The sequence below is a fragment of the Asticcacaulis aquaticus genome (assembly GCF_028550415.1).
Lineage (GTDB): Bacteria > Pseudomonadota > Alphaproteobacteria > Caulobacterales > Caulobacteraceae > Asticcacaulis > Asticcacaulis aquaticus.
Genome location: NZ_JAQQKX010000001.1, coordinates 401,618 through 417,465 on the forward strand (window position 1 = coordinate 401,618; position 15,848 = coordinate 417,465).

At 61.9% G+C, this 15,848-nt stretch carries 18 protein-coding genes; 7 read left to right on the forward strand and 11 right to left on the reverse strand.

Going from position 1 to position 15,848, the window contains the following annotated elements:
- Positions 1–24: 24 nt before the first annotated feature.
- Positions 25–402 (reverse strand): DUF6249 domain-containing protein, encoded by a 378-nt coding sequence (locus PQU92_RS01975; protein ID WP_272746532.1) that lies wholly within the window; start codon positions 400–402, stop codon positions 25–27.
- Positions 403–587: 185 nt separating this feature from the next.
- Between PQU92_RS01975 and PQU92_RS01980 the strand changes: the two genes are divergently transcribed.
- Positions 588–1,172: a PadR family transcriptional regulator gene (locus tag PQU92_RS01980; RefSeq protein WP_272746533.1), complete on the forward strand. Its 585-nt coding sequence runs from the start codon at positions 588–590 to the stop codon at positions 1,170–1,172.
- A gap of 1 nt (position 1,173) precedes the next feature.
- A complete protein-coding gene (locus PQU92_RS01985; RefSeq protein ID WP_272746534.1) occupies positions 1,174–1,980 on the forward strand; it encodes a siderophore-interacting protein in 807 nt (268 codons plus the stop codon).
- On the opposite strand, the gene PQU92_RS01990 is transcribed toward PQU92_RS01985, so the two are convergent.
- From PQU92_RS01990 to guaB, 8 genes are all read right to left on the reverse strand, one after another.
- Positions 1,977–3,824, reverse strand: coding sequence for an FUSC family protein (locus PQU92_RS01990; RefSeq protein WP_272746535.1), 1,848 nt, complete (start codon positions 3,822–3,824; stop codon positions 1,977–1,979). The genes PQU92_RS01985 and PQU92_RS01990 overlap by 4 nt on opposite strands.
- 4 nt (positions 3,825–3,828) lie before the next feature.
- Positions 3,829–4,176 (reverse strand): ArsC family reductase, encoded by a 348-nt coding sequence (locus PQU92_RS01995; RefSeq protein ID WP_272746536.1) that lies wholly within the window; start codon positions 4,174–4,176, stop codon positions 3,829–3,831.
- 50 nt (positions 4,177–4,226) lie between these two features.
- Positions 4,227–5,054, reverse strand: a complete 828-nt coding sequence (locus PQU92_RS02000) for a flagellin (RefSeq protein ID WP_272746537.1) — start codon at positions 5,052–5,054, stop codon at positions 4,227–4,229.
- Positions 5,055–5,223: 169 nt separating this feature from the next.
- Complete coding sequence (locus PQU92_RS02005; protein WP_272746538.1) at positions 5,224–6,528, reverse strand: PQQ-dependent sugar dehydrogenase; 1,305 nt, start codon at positions 6,526–6,528, stop codon at positions 5,224–5,226.
- Between the two features lie 133 nt (positions 6,529–6,661).
- Complete coding sequence (gene guaA, locus PQU92_RS02010) at positions 6,662–8,212, reverse strand: glutamine-hydrolyzing GMP synthase (protein WP_272746539.1); 1,551 nt, start codon at positions 8,210–8,212, stop codon at positions 6,662–6,664.
- 12 nt (positions 8,213–8,224) lie between these two features.
- On the reverse strand, positions 8,225–9,529 hold the full coding sequence (locus PQU92_RS02015; protein ID WP_272746540.1) for an RsmB/NOP family class I SAM-dependent RNA methyltransferase: 1,305 nt from the start codon (positions 9,527–9,529) through the stop codon (positions 8,225–8,227).
- A gap of 9 nt (positions 9,530–9,538) precedes the next feature.
- Complete coding sequence (locus tag PQU92_RS02020) at positions 9,539–9,928, reverse strand: MAPEG family protein (RefSeq protein ID WP_272746541.1); 390 nt, start codon at positions 9,926–9,928, stop codon at positions 9,539–9,541.
- Between the two features lie 15 nt (positions 9,929–9,943).
- Positions 9,944–11,401: an IMP dehydrogenase gene (guaB, locus tag PQU92_RS02025; RefSeq protein ID WP_272746542.1), complete on the reverse strand. Its 1,458-nt coding sequence runs from the start codon at positions 11,399–11,401 to the stop codon at positions 9,944–9,946.
- 217 nt (positions 11,402–11,618) lie between these two features.
- Between guaB and PQU92_RS02030 the strand changes: the two genes are divergently transcribed.
- Positions 11,619–11,762, forward strand: coding sequence for a hypothetical protein (locus PQU92_RS02030; protein WP_272746543.1), 144 nt, complete (start codon positions 11,619–11,621; stop codon positions 11,760–11,762).
- 77 nt (positions 11,763–11,839) lie between these two features.
- Here the strand turns inward: PQU92_RS02030 and PQU92_RS02035 are convergent, their stop codons facing one another.
- Both PQU92_RS02035 and PQU92_RS02040 read right to left on the reverse strand, forming a co-directional pair.
- Complete coding sequence (locus PQU92_RS02035; protein WP_272746544.1) at positions 11,840–12,322, reverse strand: polyhydroxyalkanoate granule-associated phasin; 483 nt, start codon at positions 12,320–12,322, stop codon at positions 11,840–11,842.
- A 94-nt stretch (positions 12,323–12,416) separates the two neighbouring features.
- A complete protein-coding gene (locus PQU92_RS02040; RefSeq protein WP_272746545.1) occupies positions 12,417–13,130 on the reverse strand; it encodes an RlmE family RNA methyltransferase in 714 nt (237 codons plus the stop codon).
- Positions 13,131–13,220: 90 nt separating this feature from the next.
- On the opposite strand from PQU92_RS02040, the gene PQU92_RS02045 reads away from it, so the two are divergent.
- The 4 genes from PQU92_RS02045 to queA all read left to right on the forward strand — a co-directional run bounded on the left by PQU92_RS02045 (position 13,221) and on the right by queA (position 15,763).
- Complete coding sequence (locus tag PQU92_RS02045; RefSeq protein ID WP_272746546.1) at positions 13,221–13,589, forward strand: hypothetical protein; 369 nt, start codon at positions 13,221–13,223, stop codon at positions 13,587–13,589.
- 79 nt (positions 13,590–13,668) lie between these two features.
- Positions 13,669–14,133, forward strand: coding sequence for a peptidylprolyl isomerase (locus tag PQU92_RS02050; RefSeq protein ID WP_272746547.1), 465 nt, complete (start codon positions 13,669–13,671; stop codon positions 14,131–14,133).
- A gap of 144 nt (positions 14,134–14,277) precedes the next feature.
- Complete coding sequence (locus tag PQU92_RS02055; RefSeq protein WP_272746548.1) at positions 14,278–14,685, forward strand: hypothetical protein; 408 nt, start codon at positions 14,278–14,280, stop codon at positions 14,683–14,685.
- A gap of 31 nt (positions 14,686–14,716) precedes the next feature.
- Complete coding sequence (gene queA / locus PQU92_RS02060) at positions 14,717–15,763, forward strand: tRNA preQ1(34) S-adenosylmethionine ribosyltransferase-isomerase QueA (protein ID WP_272746549.1); 1,047 nt, start codon at positions 14,717–14,719, stop codon at positions 15,761–15,763.
- The last annotated feature ends 85 nt before the right edge of the window (positions 15,764–15,848 follow it).

Sequence of the window (15,848 nt, forward strand, 5' to 3'; positions counted from 1 at the left end):
GCGGATTGGATCGTCAGGAAAGGTCTAAGCCTTGCGTTTGCCGACAATACCCATGATCAGCAAGGCCACCCCGATAAAGCCGGGGATGGCGGCAACGCCGCTCAGGCCACCGAACATAAAGTCGCCGTGCATGAAATCCAGTACGCACAGGCCTCCAGCGACAGCGATCAGGATCAGGCCGGAACGAATATCGCGCTCCGGCGTCTTTTCCTTGAGCGTGCCGGTTTTCTGCAGGCTTTCGAGAAATTCCGGCGGCAGGGTCTGACCTTTTTCGATCGCCATGCGGACGGTCTTTTGGGTTTCCGCCCGATCCTTGGCACGGAAATAGGCGACGATGCCGACGATGAAGACGGGCATGCCAAAAATCATGATGATGGCCAGAATGCCTTGGAAATCACTCATATCCATAGTTTCAACTCCTCTGAGTGGAATGGGAACGAACCGTTTCCGGCCCTTTGATGAATAAGAGGCCCTGATCGCCCGGTTTGGATGCAAAAATCGGGATTAAATAAAATTCATGATCGTCGCCTTGATTTAGATGCAATTTAGATATATCTAAATATTGCCTAATTAAGAAGGAAAATTCAATGAGACTGTTTCATCATATGCGCCACGGGCGCCCACATCCTCACTTTTCCCGCGACGATATGTTCGGTGGCTTTGGCGGCCGCGGTGACGGCGGACGTCACGGCCGGGGCGGCGAAGGTAGGGGCCGCGGCGGCGGCCGCATGTTCGGTCACGGCGGCCTGCGTCTGGTTCTGCTGTCGCTGCTGAAAGAAAAGCCCAGCCATGGCTATGAGCTGATCAAGGCCGTCGAAGACCGCCTGAACGGTGCCTATGCCCCCTCGCCCGGCGTCGTCTATCCGATCCTGACCTGGATCGAGGAACTGGGCTATGCCACGGTTGAAACCACCGACGGCGGCCGCAAGCTCTACACCCTGACCGAGGCCGGCGAGGCGTTCCTCACCGAAAATGCCGACATCGTGGCCGAGGCCATGTCGCGGCTCGACCGTGGCGGCAAACGGGCCGGTCGTCCGCCGCAGATCGTCCGCGCCATCGAAAACTTCAAGACCGCCATGCACCTGCGGCTGGAGCGCGACCTGACGCCTGAGCAGATCGACGCCATCGCCAATATCCTCGATGCCGCCGCCAAATCGGTGGAGCGCGTTTAGGATGGAAGAGTTGCAAACCATCCTGCGCCAGCCGACGCGCGTCCGCCACGAACTGAAACGCCGAAGCCTCAGCGTGGTGTCAGTGCAGGCCCTGACACCGCACATGATCCGCGTGGTGGTCGGCGGCGACGACCTGAGCGGGTTTCGCTCCCTGTCGCACGACGACCACGTGAAGGTCTTTTTCCCAGATCCGCTGACGGGAGAGATCAACACACCGGACTTTTCCGGCAATGGTGCGCCGGTGTTCCCTCTGGGCAAGACGGTCATCGCGCGGGACTATACGCCCCGGGCGTTCGACGCGGCGCGCAACGAACTGACGCTCGATTTCGCGGTCCATGAGGCCGGTCCGGCCACGTCGTGGGCGCAATCGGCAAAGCCGGGCGATCCGCTGATGATCGGCGGCCCCAAGGGCTCGACCGTCGTGCCTCTGGCCTTTGACGGCTATGTGCTGATCGGCGACGACACCGCCCTGCCCGCCATCGCCCGACGGCTGGAGGAACTGCCCGCCGGGGTCGCGGCGCTGGTCATTGCCGAGATCGAGGACGGGCAAGGCGAACTGAGCTTAGAGACAAAGGCCGATCTCGACCTGCGCTGGGTGCACCGGTCGGCGGGTGAAACGCTGGAAAGCGCGCTGGAGACCGCGACCCTGCCCGACGGCGATATCTATGTCTGGGCGGCCTGTGAAGGCAGCGTCGCGCGACGTCTGAGGCCGCAACTGATCGCGCGCGGCGTCAATGCGAAATGGCTCAAGGTCGCCGCCTATTGGCAGCGCGGCAGCGCCGATACGCACGCGACTATCGAGGATTAAAACGCAAAGACGGGTTTGGCGGCTTCGACCGCGTCCCCAGCATTGACGATGGCCCGCTGCGCGCGCGGATCACCGACGCGCAAGGACCGCAAGGTCGCCGCCACCGCATCGGGATGATCGGCGAACCCGTCCAGCTTATGCAGGGCGAGCGTCGCGGCCTCGGCGGCGTCCGGATCGGCGGCCAGCCGTTGCAGACGCGTGATGGCGTGGCCCAGATTAAGCGCCGCTAGCAAACCGTCAGGCGCGTTCTCGCCCAGCTTGCCCGCCCGCCCCAGATGCAGCATCAGCCGCAATATCTGCCGCGTCGTGTGCGGGTGCCAGTCATTTACATCGGGAGGCGTATCCCGCCTTAGCATGGCCTCCAGCTCGCGCCGAATACGCGCGGCGGCGTTGGCCGCATGGTTTTCGGCGTGCGGCGGAAACAGCATGAACCCGGCGCAGACCGAAGCCATGCCGACGACAAAGGCCAGCGAGGACAACAGCACGTGCCCGGCAGGAATCGCCGCCGCGCCCGCCTGACTGGTCAGCAGGAAGCCCATATTGGCCTCCAACGCCGGGACGGCGGTCTTCGGGCTGACGCGGCCCAGGCCGCCCAGGATCAAAAACGGCAGGATGGACAGAAGGCTGGCCCACGGTCCGGTCGCATAGGGCTGGATCGTCAGGCGATAGAGTATGGCCAGCACCACGCCGACGATCATGCCTTTGAGCAGTTGCGGGGCTATGGCCTGCGGTTTCGGCATCTGGCCCAGCACCATCGAGAAGATGCACACCCCCATGGCCGTCAGTTCGGCCAGCGGCCATTTCGACGCGAACGCCCCGCCTGCCGCGATCAGGGTTGCGCCCCCGGCCACCACCGCCGCCCGCAGCGCCATCGACCGGTCGCGATGCGGCGCGAGGTAAATCGCCTTGTGCCCGAACGACTTCGCATCGGCGTCGTCCGATACGGCAAATAAGCGTCGCTCGGCTTCGGCCAGTTGCGTCAGGGCGTCGACCAGCCGCGCCGCTTCGGGGATCAGGCCGGTGTGTGAGATGTGGGCGGGATCGTTAAGCGCCTCGGCAAAACCGTCTGGCAAGAGGTCGCCATGCCGAAGCCGCGACCGCACGGCCCGCCCCGCCGCCATCACCGCCAGCGAGGCCGCGATCAGCGCATCGAGATGACGCAACCGGCGATAGCCTTCGACCGAACCGGCGGAAATCAGCGCGGCGGACGCCTCGACCTCGCTGATGTCGCCCACTATACGCCGTTCGGCCTTCGCGCTGTCCTCGGTCGGCTGCGCAATGGCCTTCGTCGCAAAACCGATAGCCTCGGCGGACACCTGCTTCACCCGGCGATAGAGTTCGTCGCGTGGCGAGACCGGGGTGAAAAACCCGGTCACCAGCGTCACCACCGCCACCCCGATCAGGGTGCAGATAACCCGCGCCTCGGCAACGTGCAGCGCGGTCTGGGGCGCGACCAGCGACGGCAGAACGACGATGGTCGCCGTCATCCCGGCCATCAGCGCCCCGTATCCGTGTACCCCGCGCAGGATATGGGTCAGGCCCGCGTTCACCGCGACCCACAGCGCCAGACAGAGGATCGCCGCATAGGGCCCAGGCGCAAGCGTGAGGACCGCAAATCCGGCCCCGGCCCCGATCAGCGTCCCGAAAATACGGAAAAAGGCGCGCTCCAGCAGCAGGCCGCGTGAGGGCTGAGACACGACCCATACCGGCATGGCCGCCCAGTAGGCGTGTTCGATATGCAGGAACGAGGCGATGGCAAAGGCCAGCCACGCCGCAAAGGCCAGCCGCAGCGCCTGATGGACACCGGCACGATCGATCTCAAGCCATGTCCATAAGCGTTTCATAGGGTTATCCGAATGTCTTCGCGTAAACGTCCGGCTTGAAGCCTACCGTAATATCTCCGTCGCGGTCCAGTACCGGGCGCTTGATCATCGACGGATTGGCGATCATCAGGCGGATGGCTTTCGCTTCGTCGATATCGGCCTTGTCGGCGTCGGTCAGCGCTCTGAACGTCGTTCCGGCCTTGTTGAGCAAGACCGTCCAGCCGACCTTTGCCGCCCACACCTTCAGATGCGCCTCGTCGATGCCGGACGCCTTGTAATCATGGAAGTCGTAGATAATGCCGCGCGCCGCCAACCAGTCGCGCGCCTTCTTCATCGTGTCGCAGGACTTGATACCATAAAGCGTGACCGTCATTTTTATCTCCCAAACCGGGGGATTAACGCCGTTCGTGTGACGGATCAAGCCTATCGTCCGAAGAGTTTAAGCAGATAGGACGGTGCCTGATTGGCGATAGCCATGGCCTGAATGGCCAGTTGCCGCTTGACCTGAAGCGCCTGAAACTTCGCACTTTCCTTCGCCAGATCGGCGTCGACCATGCGCCCGATACTGGCGATCATCGTGTCCTGAATCTTGTCGATAAAGGTGGCGTGACGATCGAGCGACTGTGACGACGTCCCAAGCCGCGACAGGGCCGCCGAGACATTGTCGATGGACGTATTCAGCCCCGACAGAAGGTTCGACGCCGCGGTGGCGCTGGTGAAAGTGGCGGCCGCGCTGAAGGTGATGATCGATCCGCCAAACGACAGGTTCTGCGCCGCCACCGTCAGGCTATCGCTGCCGCGCGCATTGGCCAGCGCATAGATGGCGGATTTGGACCCATCGAGCAGGTTGATGCCATTGAAGCTGGCATTTTGCAGGGTGCGCGTGATCTGGGTCTTGATCGCGTCGAAGTCGGATTTGAGCGCGTTGCGACTGCTGGTACTCAACGAGGTGTCGGAGGCCGCCAGCACCTTTTCCTTCAATTCGATCAGCAGGTCGGAGACGCTTTCGCCGGCGGTCAGGGCGACATCGACGACGGAGCTGTTGCGCGACAGGGACTCCTTGACGGCGTCGAGGCCGCGCACCTCCGCGCGCTGGGTCTGCGCCATGGCCCAGACCGCGCCGTTATCCTTGGCGCTGGCGACCTTATAGCCCGTCGAGATACGGTTCTGCGTCGCGATCAATTCGGCATTGATCGCGTTCAGATTCCGCAGCGCGATCATCGCGCCGACATTGGTATTGATGGAATTCACGGTCCGTGATCCCCCTACCGGTTTCGCCGACCTTCTGTCCGGCGACGGCCCTGCGGCCCGGTAAAAGGATACGGGGAAAACGCTAAGAGAATTTTAACGCTTCCCGGAAAGGTTGCGACATTTTTCAACGCGAACGCAGGATCGATCCAACGCGAGTCGCTCCTGCCCTCTACTTTGAGGCGGCCTCCGCTGTGATGCGATAGATAAATCCGCCCTTGTCGTCGGTGACCAGCAGGCTGCCGTCCTTTGCCACCGCCAGACTGCGCGGGCGACCATAGACCGTGTCGGTACCGGCGGTGAAACCGGACAGGAAAAGCTCCATCGGCCCCGACGGCTTGCCGTTGGCAAACGGGATGAAGACCACGTCGTAGCCGATCAGGCTCTGGCGGTTCCACGACCCGTGACGCCCGACGAACACCCCGTCACGGAAGCGGGCCGGGAATGTCGTCTGAGCCCCGAAAACGATCCCCAGCGCCGATACGTGCGGACCGACAGCATAGTCGGGTTTGATGGCCTTAGCGACCAGATCCGGGCGCTGCCCTTTCAGACGCGGGTCTTCGTGCTGACCGTAATAGCTATAGGGCCAGCCATAGAAGCCGCCCTCTTTGACGCTGGTGATATAGTCCGGCACCAGATCGTCACCTAGTTCGTCGCGCTCATTGACCGATGTCCACAGCGTGCCCGATTTGGGCTCCAGCGCCATGCCGACCGGGTTGCGAATCCCGCTGGCGTAGAGGGTTTCCCTGCCGGTCTTCAGGTCGATCTTAAGGATAGAAGCCCGGCGCACTTCTTCTTCGACGCCGTACTCACCGGCATTGGAAGCCGAACCGACCGCGACATAGAGGAACTTGCCGTCCTTCGACAGTTGCAGATTGCGCGTCCAGTGGTTGTTGTACCCGCCCGGCTTGAATTCGGCGATGCGCGTCTTTTTGACATCTGCAGCAACTTCGGTCGTGCCGAGCGTGAACGGTATCCAGAATATACCGTCCGTATCGGCCACATAGAGGCGCTTATTCGTATAGACCATGCCGTAGGGCTGACGCAGGTTGGCCATCAGAACGGTCTTGATTTCAGCCTTACCGTCGCCGTCGGCGTCTCTCAGGAGCCGGATACGATTGGCGCCCTTGTCCTTGAAGGTCGGGTCGTTGGGCTTTTTTTCGGTCGTCGCCTCGGCCACCAGCACGTCGCCGTTCGGCAGCACGACCAGTTGACGCGCCGATTCCAGTCCGGTCGCAAAAGGCTCGACCTTGAAGCCTTCGTGGACTTTCGGGCCCTGCCCTTCGGGGAAAGGGATGGTCTTGACAATAATGCGGCCGGACGGCGTGCTATAGGGGGCGACCAGCGCCGGAGACGGTCCGGTGGTGCGCGGATCGTTCAGATCGGCCTGAGCCATAGCCTCAGAGCCCGACACACCGGAGGCCAGCAGCCCCATCGCCAGCGATACCACAGTCAGTGCATTGTGCTTAGTCTTCATGTCGTTGGCTTCCGTCCCTTATTGCGCGGCTATAACTCGATTTTTTTAACATCGAAATTTATATGACAATAAACGGGTCTTATGGCCAACGCCAGCAAAGTTTATGCCGTTGCAGACGGATATCCGGTATCCGTTATTCCCACTCGATCGTGCCGGGGGGCTTTGAGGTTACGTCATAAACGACGCGGTTGACCCCTCTAATTTCATTGACAATTCTGGTGGCGCAGCGGCCCAGTACCGGCCACGGAAACTCGTAAAAGTCCGCCGTCATGCCGTCCGACGAGGTCACCGCGCGAAGCGCCAGCACGTCCTCATAGGTCCGCGCATCGCCCATCACGCCGACGGTTTTGACCGGCAGCAGCACGGCAAACGCCTGCCAGATTTCGTTGTAAAGACCCGCCTTGCGGATTTCGTCGAGATAGATGGCGTCGGCGTCCTGAAGCGTCTTGACCTTTTCTGCGGTCACTTCGCCGGGGATGCGGATGGCCAGACCCGGTCCGGGGAACGGGTGGCGACCGACGAAGGCTTCGCTCAGCCCCAGTTCGCGGCCCAGCGCGCGCACCTCGTCCTTGAACAGTTCGCGCAGCGGCTCGACCAGTTTCAGCTTCATATAGTCGGGCAAACCGCCGACATTGTGGTGCGACTTGATGACGGTGGACGGCCCGCCGTGCGGCGAAACGCTTTCGACCACGTCGGGATAGAGTGTCCCCTGCGCGAGGAATTCGGCGCCATCGATTTTTGCCGCTTCCTCATCGAAAACCTCGATGAACAGGCGGCCGATCGTCTTGCGCTTCTGTTCCGGATCGGACAGGCCCTTGAGTTCGCCGAGGAATTTATCCTGCGCCTGTACGTGGATCAGGGGGATATTGTAATGGTCGCGGAACAGCGTCACCACCTGCTCGCCCTCGTTCTTGCGCAGCAGACCGGTGTCGACAAATACGCAGGTCAGTTGCTCGCCGATGGCTTCGTGGATCAGGACGGCGGCGACCGAGGAATCGACCCCGCCCGACAGGCCGCAGATGACCTTACCCGTGCCCACCTGCGCGCGGATCTTCTCGATCATTTCCTGACGGAAGGCGGCCATGGTCCAGTCGCCCTTGAGGCCGGCGACTTCGAACAGGAAGTTTTTCAACATCTGGGTGCCGCGCACGGTGTGGACGACTTCCGGATGGAACTGCACGGCGTAGAAGCGCTTGTCTTCGTTGGCGATGGCCGCGAACGGCGCGCCCTCAGACACCGCGATGACCTTGAAACCGTCGGGGATGGCGGTGACGCGGTCGCCGTGGCTCATCCAGACGATTTCCTTGTCGCCGACGTGGCCCAGACCGCGGAACAGCGGCGTGTCGGCGGTGATCTCGATCTCGGCACGGCCGAATTCGCGGTGGTGGCCGCTCTCGACCTTACCGCCGAGCAGATCGCACATCAGTTGCTCGCCGTAGCAGATACCGAACACCGGCAAGCCCATATCGAACAGGGCCTTGTCGACGGTCGGCCCGGCTTCGACGACGCTATGCGGCGAACCCGACAGGATGACGGCGTTGGGCTGGACGCTTTTCAGCGCTTCGGCGGCCTTGGTGAAGGGATGGATTTCGCAATAGACGCCGCATTCGCGCACGCGGCGGGCGATCAGCTGGGTGACTTGCGAACCGAAATCGATGATCAGAACTTTTTCGTGGTGCGACATGGCCAATCTTTCTTACGGCTCGCGCCGGTATAACGAAACGAAGAACCCGTCCGTATGGCTGGTTCCGGGGCTCAGACGCAGGCGGTGGCCCCTGCTGTCCGATTTATGGGCGATGGATTTGAGGGTTTGTGCCCCCTCGGGCGTAATCGATGGCGTGTCGACGACCTCGGCGACGGCGCGTGGCGTGAACCACGGATGGTCGGCTTCGAAGCGGTCGGCGGTCCGTTCGTTCTCGTCCGGCAGGATCGAGCAGGTCGCATAGGCCAGCAAGCCGCCCGGCTTCACCAGCCGCGACGCGCGATGCAGGATCGCCGTTTGCAGCTCATGCAGCCGCGCGACCTCTTTTTCCTCAAGCTTGTGCGCGGTTTCCGGGCGGCGACGCCAGACGCCAGACCCCGAACACGGCGCGTCGACCAGCACAAGATCCGCCTGACCTTCGAGGTCTTCCATCCCTTCGCCGTCCGGACCAAGCTGGCGCAAATCCGCTTCCAGCCCCGCCCGCGTCAGGCGCGGCTTGATATTGTTGAGGCGGGTTTTTTCGACGTCCGAGGCGATCAGACGCCCTTCACCCTGCATGGCTTGCAGCAGGGCCAGCGTCTTGCCGCCGCCCCCGGCGCAGTAATCGACCACGGTCATGCCGGGCCTGGCCCCGGCCAGAAAACCGGCCAGTTGCGAGCCTTCGTCCTGAATCTCGATGGTGCCCTGACGGAACGCCGGCAAGGCGCGGACATTGGGCGGCGGATCGGCAGGCAGACGTACACCGAAGGCCGAGAACGGCGTCGGCTCCGGCTTGTAACCCAGCATCTCCAGCCCGGCGATCAGCGGTGCGCGGTCGCCATTGACGCGCAGATCGATCGGCGCGCGCGGCAGCATCAGGGCCTCGGCCTCTTTAAGCCAGTTGTCGCCATAGACGCTTTTCAGGCGTTCGACGACGAATTCCGGTAGGCCGGATTCCAGCCATTCCGGCGCTTCACCATCCGGCGCTTCAAGGCGGTTACGTTCGGTCTCCGACAGCTTCGGCGGCGCGTAACCTTCGCCCGTATAGAGGTCGTCAATCTCGGCAATGCTGACGCCATCAAGGAAATGCAGCGCCCCTAGCACCAGCGACCGACCTGCGTCGGAGTCCATTGCAAAAGACAAGCGTTCGCGTGCGCGCAGGCACTGATAGACCTTGTCGGCGATGGCGCGGCGGTCCTTCGACCCGGCGTAGCGGTTGTTGCGGCCCCAGTCCTTGAGCACCTCTTCGGCCGGACGGCGCGATTTCTTGAGGAGATCGAGGATCTCGGCAGCGGACTGAAGGCGGGCAGCAGGAGTCAACGAATTACCTTAAAAGAACAACGACCAGACGCACATGGCCATGCCGATCAGCGACACGATATAGAACGCGCTGCGCAGCTTGGTGCCAAGGGCATAGGCCGGGAAATAGGCGATGCGGGCGAACAGATAGACATGGACGCCCCACTTCGACACGTCGTCGGCGCGGCCTGAGAAAACCAGCGCCAGCACAATCACCGCAAAGATCGGAAACGTCTCAAGGAAATTCTTATAGGCCCGGTTCATCCGTCCGAACACCGGACCGTAGTCGAATTCGGTATCACGCGGGCTCGCGTTCCATTTGAAATAGCCTGGACGAGCGGCGGGCGCGGTGGCGGCGATCAGGATTTGTATAAGACCCCACAGGGCCGCAAACACCAGTACCTGCAATTCGACCGTCATCGCACCCGCTCCCTCTTATTGGCGATAGTTCGGGGCTTCGCGCGTGATCATCACGTCGTGGACATGGCTTTCGCGCAGGCCCGCATTGGTGATGCGCACGAACTTCGCCCGCTTCTGGAACTCTTCAATCGTCGGTGCGCCGACATAGCCCATCGAGGCGCGCAAGCCGCCGACCAGCTGATGGACGACCGGCGCGATCGGGCCCTTGTACGGCACCTGCCCCTCGATGCCTTCCGGCACCAGCTTCATCGAGTCCTGAACGTCCTTCTGGAAGTAGCGGTCGGCTGAGCCGCGGGCCATGGCGCCCACGGAGCCCATGCCGCGATAGGATTTGTAGGAGCGGCCCTGATAGAGGATGACCTCACCCGGCGCTTCTTCGGTGCCCGCGAACATCGAGCCCAGCATGGCAGTCGAGGCCCCGGCGGCAATCGCCTTGGCCAGATCGCCCGACAGCTTGATGCCGCCGTCGGCAATGATCGGCACGCCGGTCCCCAGCGCCGCGCGGACGCAGTCGGCAACGGCGGTCAGCTGCGGCACGCCGACCCCGGCGACCATGCGCGTGGTGCAGATAGAGCCCGGCCCGATACCCACCTTGACCGCATCGGCACCTGCGTCGATCAACGCCTTGGTGGCCTCGTAGGTCGCGACGTTGCCGGCGACGATCTGAACGTGGTTATAGGCCTTCTTGAGACGCTCGACGGCCTGCCCCACCAGTGAGGAGTGCCCGTGCGCGGTGTCGATCACCACCACGTCGACGCCCGCATCGATCAGGAATTCCGAGCGCTCGAACCCGGCATCGCCGACGGTCGAGGCCGCACCGACCAGCAGGCGGCCCTTTTCGTCCTTGGCCGCCAGCGGATAGGCCTGAGCCTTTTCCATATCCTTGACGGTGATCAGACCAACGGCGCGATAGGCCTCATCGACGACGATGATGCGCTCGATACGGTGCTTCGCCATCAGGTCGCGGGCACGGTTCTGATCGATACCTTCGGTGACGGTGATCAGGTTCTGCGTCGTCATCAGCTCGGCAGCGGTCTTGGACCCCTCGCCTTCGAAACGGATGTCGCGGTTGGTCAGGATGCCGACCAGCTTGTTGGTTTCGCGCTCGACGACCGGGAAGCCGGAGATATGGCGCTGGGCGATGATGGCGCGGACCTGATTCAGCGTCGTGTCGGGATAGATGGTGACCGGGTTGATCACCATGCCCGACTCGTAACGCTTCACTTCGCGGATTTCGTCGGCCTGACGCTCGTTGCTCAGATTGCGGTGAATGATCCCCAGCCCCCCGGCCTGCGCCATGGCCACCGCCAGACGCGCCTCGGTCACCGTATCCATCGCGGACGAAACCAGCGGGATGTTGAGATGGATCGAGCGGGTGAATTTGGTTTTCGTATCGACCTGAGTGGGCACGACCTCAGAGGGGCCGGGCTCCAGCAAAACGTCGTCGAAGGTTAAGCCTTCGCGTATCTCCATAAGGAACTCTCCATTTTGCGGGTTGTTCCTATGGGAATTGGTGCGCCGCGTAAAGGGGCGCGAGCGTGCTTTCGGGAAATTATTGTTTCAGACCGTGGATGGTTTTCACAGTCAAAACCTTTCAGGCAACCTTATTTTAACCGTCTTTGTTGGCCAGACCTTAAGGCGTCGCGGTTACAGTCAGCCGACACCCCTCTTCGAGTAGCGAGTACCGATCATGACCCAGTTGAAAATCCGCGCCGAATATTCCATCGCCTGCGCCCTGATCGAGATGTCCTACGGCCTGACCGCGCTGTTCCGTCAGGCGCGCTTCCGCGCCATGATGAATGCCCATCGCTTGAAGCTGAAACTCGTAGGCTAAAAGCGCATCCCAAAAAGTGTGAAGCGGTTTTTGGCTTCGCCGAACTTCGTTTGGAATCGGATGCGCGACTGAAAAGTCTACTTCCCGCGCTTCCCCAGACGCTTGGCATTGGCCACCGCACGACTATGGACCGGTTTCAGGCCATGATCGGTCAGGGCCGCCGCCTTACCCGATATATCCGCCGCGTGCATCGCACCCTTGGTCAGGCTGTCGGCCAGCTTGGCCTGCCGCGTCAGAACCTGACCCGGCGACGTCGAGGTCGCCAGCGACGTCATGTCCTTGCCGATATCCATCATGTGCTTAAAGGCCTGCGCGCCCATCTCGTGGTTGAGGGTCATCCAGTAGGTGCCCATCGCCATCAGCGATTCGGTCCCCGCCTCCATCTTTTCCTGCCCCATCAGGGTGAATTCCTTCTGGTCCTCCAGGCTGGGGATGACATCGGCATTGGCCATGCGCGTCAGGCGGTGGGTGATCACTTCCGCCGAGGCGGTCATCATTTCCGAACTTTTCAGGGCCAGCGCGGTCCAGGCGAAAAACGGATTGAGGGGCAGTTTAGACATTCAAATCCTACGCAGACTCACAGGGCATGGGCCATCAGCTATACATGGAAACGATTGGGAGGCGAAGCCATCCTTTAAATTTGGCCTTTGCCCCCTACCCCTTGAACCCTTGCGCCACGATATAGATTTCCGAGGAGTCGGCGCGGCTCGACTTAGGCTTGAAGTGCTTCACGTCGTTGAAGGCCAGCTTCAGCTTGAGCAGCAGATGCTCGGTCTCGCCGCCCTGAAAGGCCTTGGCGATAAAGGTGCCGCCGGGTTTCAGATTGTCGCAGGCGAAGTCACCGGCCAACTCCAGCAACCCCATGATCTTGAGGTGGTCGGTCTGACGGTGGCCGACCGTATTGTGCGCCAGATCGGACAGGACGACATCGGGCTTACCGCCCATCATCTCCATCAGGCGGGGCCCGATCGCCGGATCGGTGAAGTCGGCTTCGATCATCTCGGCGCCGGGGATCGGATCGACCGGCAGCAGATCAACGCCCACCACATGCGCCGCGCCGCGGCTCTTGGCCATCTGCACCCAGCCGCCCGGCGCGCAACCGAGGTCGATCACGCGCACACCGCGTTTAAGGATATGGAAACGGTCGTCGATCTCTTCCAGCTTGAAGGCCGCGCGTGAGCGCCAGCCCTCGGCCTTGGCGCGCTGCACAAAGGGGTCGTTCAGTTGCCGCTCAAGCCATTTGGCCGAGGACTGCGTGCGCTGCTTGGCCGTCTTGACCGCTGTGTGGCCCTTGGCGCGCCCCGACAGGTTGCCGCCCGTGGGCGGCTTGACCATCTTGCGGCGGGGTTCTTCTGGTTCGTTACTCATAGGGCGCTCTATAACCGCTTTTATAGCTAAGCGAAAATCATTTTGCCTTTATGCGACCTTCGCTAAGTTCCAGCGTAAAAGGAGCATTCCATGATCCACACATCCCTTTGTCTTTTGACCGCGCTGGCTCTGCTATCGGCCTGCAAGCCCGCGCCAGTCTCCGCAGAAGACGAATCCTACGCCACAGGTACCTCGGTCGCCGCGGTCGATGCCTCCGAAGCGCCTCTGGCCACCGCCGCGCCGACGCTCAACCCGACCAGTGCTTCTACCGGCACCTGCCGCGAGGAAAAGGGCGAGCTGGAGGCGCAAAAACTGGCCGACCGCTGTCGTCAGGTCAGTCCGGCGACGCATCCGCCCTGCCATATCGACAATGCCTGCCGGCTGATTCAGGGCGAGATCGACCGCGCCTGCGCCCTGTACGGACCGGACGAGAAAAAGCCGTCACAATGTAACGGCTGACGCCGATTACATATTTTTGTTTTGTTTTCGGCGGTGAATGGCCTATGTCGAAAAAAACTTCCCCCACCAAGGAGACACCATGTCCGAAGATCTGGAAAACACGCTCATCCTGACGCTGGAAAGCGGCGACGTGCGCATCAAGCTGCGTCCCGACCTCGCCCCCAACCACGTCGCGCGGATCAAGGAACTGGTACGCGAAGGTTTTTATGACGGCATCGTCTTCCACCGCGTCATCCCGGGCTTCATGGCTCAGGGCGGCGACCCCGAAGGCCAGGGCTACGGCGGATCGGGCAAGAAGATCAAGGCCGAGTTCTCGAAAGAGCCGCACGTGCGCGGCGTCTGCTCGATGGCCCGTTCGCAGAACCCGGATTCGGCCGACAGCCAGTTCTTCATCTGCTTCGCCGACGCCCGCTTCCTCGACGGTCAATATACCGTCTGGGGCGAAGTGACCGAAGGCATGGAGCATGTCGACGCCCTCCCGAAGGGTGAGCCGCCGCGCGCCCCGGGCAAGATCGTCAGCTTCAAGGTCGCCGCCGACGCCTGATAAAGGCGTAAAGGGTTACCGCAAAACGATAAATTGAAAGCCGGTGGGACAGGTGCTCACCGGCTTTTATTCCTTCTAAGCCAAAAATTAACCCCTGCCGGTCATAATACGAGTCCAAAGCCCTGCCTTACCGAGCCTGCCCCCATGCGATCCCGCCTGATCTTCTCCATCGACGAGGACACCAAACGCATTATCGTCCGCTATATCGGCGATATTTCCGGCAATGAGATCGTCACGGAACTGACCAAACATCTGGAATCGGTCGGCAATGTCTGGCTGTACGACATGACCTTCGACATGCGCCGCTTCGAAGGCTTCGTGCCGTTCGAAGAACTGGCGCGCCTGGCCAAGCACTGGGCGACGCTGGCTCAGGGCCGTGACATGGGCCGCAAGGTCGCCATCGTCAGCAACGATCCGCTGGTTCTGGCGCGCGCCAATGCCTACAGCATCGAATTCCCCACGCGCAGCTTCCGCATTTTTGAGGACATGGCTGACGCCGATCTGTGGCTCGCTGGCGAACTGAGCGAGACGGCAGCCAAACTCGTCTCTTGATTTTTATCGGCCCATGCCCTTTTAGACGGGCATGAAGGTTTCCGATTTCGATTTCCACCTCCCCGAAGACCGCATCGCCCTGCGCCCCATGGTGCCGCGCGAAGCCGCACGCCTGCTGGAGGTCGCCGACGGCTTGCATGACCGCCGCGTTGCCGACCTGCCGTCTTTGCTGCGAGCGGGCGATCTATTAATTATCAACAATACCAAGGTTTTGCCGACGCAACTTAAAGGCACGCGCGAACGCGACGGCCAGACGGCGGGGTTTGAGGCGACCCTGATCAAGTCGCTCGACGGTCAAAGCTGGCAGGCGTTTCTGAAACCCGGCAAGCGTATTCGCGAAGGCGACCGCGTGGCGTTTGGCGACCTGACCGCGGATATTCTGAGCAAGAACGAGGACGGCGTCTATGTCCTGCGTTTCGCGCAGTCGCCATCCGAGGTCATCAATGGCCTGCACCGGCTGGGCGGGATGCCCCTACCCCCCTATATCCGCTCGAAGCGCGCCGAAGACGCGCAGGATCTGACCGATTATCAGACCGTCTTCGCCCGCGACGAAGGCTCGGTCGCGGCCCCCACGGCGGGCCTGCATTTCACGCCGGAGTTGCTGGAGACGATCCGCGCCAAGGGTGTTCTAACCGAGGAAATCACCCTGCACGTCGGCGCCGGGACCTTCCTGCCGGTCAAGGTCGATGATACCGACGACCACACCATGCACGCCGAATTCGGCCACATTACCCCCGACTCCGCTGCGCGCATCAATGCGGTGCGTCAGGCGGGCGGACGGTTGATCTGCGTCGGCACCACCGCCCTGCGCCTGCTCGAAAGCGCCTGCGACGATCAGGGCGTCATCCGTCCCTTCGCGGCGGAGACCGCGATCTTCATTACGCCGGGCGTGCGGATCAATTCCGCCGATATGTTGCTGACCAACTTCCACCTGCCGAAATCGACCCTGTTCATGCTGGTCTGCGCCTTTGCGGGCACGGAAGCCATGAAGGCGGCCTATGACCACGCCATCGAGACCGGATACCGGTTCTTTTCCTATGGCGATGCGTGTTTGTTGACAAACCGTTCAAGGGATTAAGACGAAGGGGGCGCAGCCCCCTTCACCCCATAATTATCCGCGCTAAAATGGCCGACGCTGTGCGCCCGGTTTGGGGGTGCAAGGG